4 protein-coding genes are annotated in these 4081 nt (G+C 66.6%); 3 read left to right on the top strand and 1 reads right to left on the bottom strand.

The genetic code is table 11. The features are described from left to right. Window positions 1-518: 518 nt before the first annotated feature. The gene (locus ACFVVK_RS20410; RefSeq protein ID WP_390271323.1) at window positions 519-767 is read right to left on the bottom strand and encodes a hypothetical protein; all 249 of its coding nucleotides are present in this window, start codon (window positions 765-767) and stop codon (window positions 519-521) included. 152 nt (window positions 768-919) lie between these two features. Here ACFVVK_RS20410 and fdxA point away from each other — a divergent pair, with 152 nt between their 5' ends. The 3 genes from fdxA (at window position 920) to ACFVVK_RS20395 (ending at window position 3918) form a co-directional block, all read left to right on the top strand. Further along, window positions 920-1246: a ferredoxin gene (gene fdxA / locus ACFVVK_RS20405; RefSeq protein ID WP_390271320.1), complete on the top strand. Its 327-nt coding sequence runs from the start codon at window positions 920-922 to the stop codon at window positions 1244-1246. An 11-nt stretch (window positions 1247-1257) separates the two neighbouring features. Then, window positions 1258-2406: a succinyldiaminopimelate transaminase gene (dapC, locus tag ACFVVK_RS20400; protein WP_390271318.1), complete on the top strand. Its 1149-nt coding sequence runs from the start codon at window positions 1258-1260 to the stop codon at window positions 2404-2406. A 228-nt stretch (window positions 2407-2634) separates the two neighbouring features. Further along, on the top strand, window positions 2635-3918 hold the full coding sequence (locus ACFVVK_RS20395; RefSeq protein WP_390271315.1) for a citrate synthase: 1284 nt from the start codon (window positions 2635-2637) through the stop codon (window positions 3916-3918). Window positions 3919-4081 lie beyond the last annotated feature (163 nt).

Below are 4081 nucleotides of genomic sequence, written 5' to 3'. Positions count from 1 at the left end.
GAACGCGTTCGCGATTACCTTCGCCGGCCGGTTCGAAAGAACCACTCACTAATGAAAACCGGCCGGACCCACCCACCGTTTATCGGACAGTCCCCCCCTTGGGCTTCCAGCGATGAACATATTAGTGAGATGTCCATCGCTGGTGGCTAGGGGAGGGCATGTCCATCGGTGGCGGTCGGCTGGGGAGGGTGTGTCCATTGCTCCAGCACAGAGGAGGGTATGTCCATCGGTGGCGGGTGGCTCGGGAGGGCATGTCCATTGCTCCAGCACAGGAGAGGGCATGTCCGCTGCCTTTCACTAGGGGAGGGTATGTCCATCGGTGGCGGTCGGCTGGGGAGGGTGTGTCCATTGCTCCAGCACAGAGGAGGGCATGTCCATCGGTGGCGGGTGGGCTCGGGGAGGTTATGTCCATTGCTCCAGCGCAGGAGAGCGCATGTCCGCTGCCTGTCAGCAGGGGAGGGCATGTCCATCGGTGGCGGGCGGCTTGGGTGCTGGCGGCGGACGCGGGAAGCCGTTGGTTAGGAGGCCTCCAGGCGCTGGGCCCGGCGTGGCGGGGCCGGCGGAACCGCCTTGGCGGCCACGACCAGGGGCAGCGCGATGACGACGTCGGACCGGCGGGTGCGGACGGTGCATTCGCCGCCGGCGCGTCCCACGAGCTCGCCGAGCGCATCCGTCAGGCCGCCGTCGACCCGGTACCGGACCACAACCCGCGTGCCCAGCGGGGCGTCGGAGAGGAACTGCTGGGGCAGGGGCAATGGCGAGTTCACCAGATCATAATAAGTCGCGGCCCGTGTATGACGTCCGGCTAGGTTCGCGGTAACCGGCTGGGAGATAATAGGCTCAGAAGTCAGCAGCCCGGCGCTTAGGCCGGCAAAACCATCCGGCCGGTCGCCGGAACCAACGTGGAGAGGCCAGGGACGTGACGTACGTAATCGCGCAGCCGTGTGTAGATGTCAAAGATAAGGCATGCATTGAGGAGTGCCCCGTCGATTGCATCTACGAGGGTGAGCGTTCCCTGTACATCCACCCGGACGAATGCGTGGACTGCGGTGCCTGCGAGCCGGTCTGCCCGGTGGAGGCGATCTACTACGAGGACGACACCCCCGAAGAGTGGGCAGACTACTACAAGGCCAACGTCGAGTTCTTCGATGAACTCGGTTCGCCGGGGGGTGCCGCGAAGGTCGGCAACACCCACATGGACCACCCCATGATCGCCGCCCTCCCGCCGCAGAACCAAGACAGCTAGGACGCGCCAGGGTGACTTCCGCGGTGCGCACTTTCGGCTTGAGCCTGCCCGACTACCCGTGGGAGGCCATGGCGCCGTATGCCGCCACGGCAGCCCGGCATCCGGCAGGAGCCGTCAATCTGTCCATCGGAACGCCCGTGGACCCGACGCCGGCCCTGATCCAGGACGCGCTGCGTGCCGCCGCGGACGCTCCCGGCTACCCCACGGTTCACGGCACGCCGGCGCTGCGCGAGGCTGTCGCCGGCTGGTTTGCCCGCCGCCGCGGCGTGCCCGCGCTGGATCCGCAGAACGTGATGCCGACGGTCGGTTCCAAGGAACTCGTCGCGTGGCTGCCGTTCCTGCTGGGCCTGAAGGCGGGCGACGTCGTCGTCCGCCCCACCGTCGCCTACCCCACCTACGACATCGGCGCCACTTTCGCCGGCGCGGAGCAGATCGCCGCCGATGACCTTGACGAGCTCGACGCCGGCACCCGCGCCCGCGTGCGCCTGGTCTGGGTCAATTCACCGGCCAACCCCACCGGCAGTGTCCGGGACGTCGCTTCGCTGCGGCGCATCGTCCGGCAGGCCCGGGAGATCGGCGCCGTCGTCGCCTCCGACGAATGCTACGCCGAGCTCGGCTGGGGGGAGTGGGACGTCCAGCGCGGCGGGACGCCCGTCCCCAGCATCCTGGACCCGCAGGTCACCGACGGGTCCCACGATGGCCTGCTCGCCGTCTATTCCCTCAGCAAGCAGTCCAACGTGGCGGGCTACCGGGCAGCATTCGTGGCCGGCGATGCGGCGATCATGGCCAACCTGGTGAACAGCCGCAAGCATGCCGGGATGATCGTTCCCTATCCGGTCCAGGAAGCCATGCGCGTCGCCCTGGGCGATGACGCCCACGTCCTGGCGCAGAAGGATCTGTACCGGGGGCGGCGGGAGCGCATCGTGCCGGCGCTGGAGGGCTTTGGACTGACAATCCACGAGTCCCGTGCCGGCCTCTATCTGTGGGCCAGCGCCGGCGAAGGCACCTGGGACACCGTGGGCCGGCTCGCGGACCGCGGAATCGTCGTCGGCCCCGGGGTCTTCTACGGCGACGCCGGCCATGGGTTCGTCCGGGTGGCGCTGACCGCAAGCGATGAGCGGATCGACGCCGCCGTATCCCGGCTGGCCTCGGCAACGTAACAATGCTGTGACGAGTACCACATGTGGCGCCGTTTCGGCATTTTCGGGGCTCCTCGGATTAGTGCCACCCGCGATCTAAAGGTACTTTTTAACTGACGATCAATGGTGGCTTTCCACAAGAAGGCAGCGCAGCCTTTGGAAATCCTGTCCATGCAGGATCCGCGGGCAGCTTCACCAGATGTTGGACCAGCTTTCGACAGAGGCCCCGATGCCTCATGAGGAGACTCCATGACTGAAACCACCAGCGCAACCCTGCGCCATGCCGGCGGCGAACTCGAACTCCCGCGCATCCAGGTTGTAGAGGGAAACGAAGGCTACGACGTTTCCAAGCTGCTGAAGCAGACCGGCGCCGTCGCGTTCGACCCCGGTTTCATGAACACCGCGGCCACCACCTCGGCCATCACCTACATCGACGGTGACGCGGGCATCCTGCGCTACCGCGGCTATCCGATCGAGCAGCTGGCCCAGCACTCGAGCTTCCTGGAAGTTTCCTACCTGCTGATCTACGGCAACCTGCCGACCCCGGCCGAGCTGGAATCCTTCGACCAGCGGATCCGGCACCACACCCTGCTGCACGAGGAACTCAAGGGCTTCTTCAGCGGCTTCCCGCGGGACGCGCACCCGATGCCGGTCCTGTCCTCGGCCGTGTCCGCGCTCTCGACGTTCTACCAGGACTCGCTGGATCCGTTCAACGCCGAGCAGGTGGAAGTCTCCACCATCCGCCTCATGGCCAAGATGCCGGTCATCGCCGCGTACGCCCACAAGAAGTCCATCGGCCAGCCCATGCTGTACCCGGACAACTCGATGAACCTGGTGGAGAACTTCCTGCGCCTGAGCTTCGGCCTGCCGGCCGAGCAGTACGAGGTCGACCCGGTGGTCGCCAAGGCCCTGGACCTGCTACTGATCCTGCACGCTGACCACGAGCAGAACTGTTCCACCTCCACGGTCCGCCTGGTCGGCTCCTCGAACGCCAACCTGTTCGCGTCCGTCTCCGCCGGCATCAACGCCCTCTTCGGCCCCGCGCACGGCGGCGCCAACGAGGCCGTCCTGAAGATGCTGCGCCAGATCCAGGCCGACGGCGTCAAGCCCGAGGACTACATGGAGAAGGTCAAGAACAAGGAAGACGGCGTCCGTCTCATGGGCTTCGGGCACCGTGTCTACAAGAACTACGACCCCCGCGCCAAGATCATCAAGGCAACGGCCCACGAAGTTCTCAGCAAGCTTGGCGGCAACGACGAGCTCCTGGACATTGCCATGCGCCTGGAAGAGAAGGCCCTGGGCGATGACTACTTCATCCAGCGCAAGCTCTACCCCAACGTGGACTTCTACACCGGCCTGATCTACAAGGCCATGGGCTTCCCGGAAAAGATGTTCACGGTGCTGTTCGCCATCGGACGCCTGCCGGGCTGGATCGCGCAGTGGCGCGAGATGATCAGCGACCCCAACACCAAGATCGGCCGCCCGCGCCAGCTGTACATCGGCGAACCGGAACGCAACTACCCGTCGCTGTAGCGCGGCGGCCGTTCCCCGGCACCGCATCATGGCGAGCACGACGCCGGCCGCGCCCCACCGGTGCCGGGCGCGGCCCGGGGCCGGCATGGGGTGCAATACCAGTGTCGGTGGCCACCCCCCCCGCCGCCCCGGGGTGGCCCGCCCGGGGAGGGACCAGAACGGG

The sequence above is a fragment of the Arthrobacter sp. NPDC058192 genome (genome assembly GCF_042883665.1).
GTDB lineage: Bacteria > Actinomycetota > Actinomycetes > Actinomycetales > Micrococcaceae > Arthrobacter.
Note: the sequence above shows the minus strand (reverse complement) of the source record. Positions and strands in the feature narration are given on the sequence as shown.

Excerpts from the sequence above, each read along its gene's own strand:
- ACFVVK_RS20395 (WP_390271315.1), top strand. The coding sequence starts at position 2,635 with ATGACTGAAACCACCAGCGCAACCCTGCGCCATGCCGGCGGCGAACTC.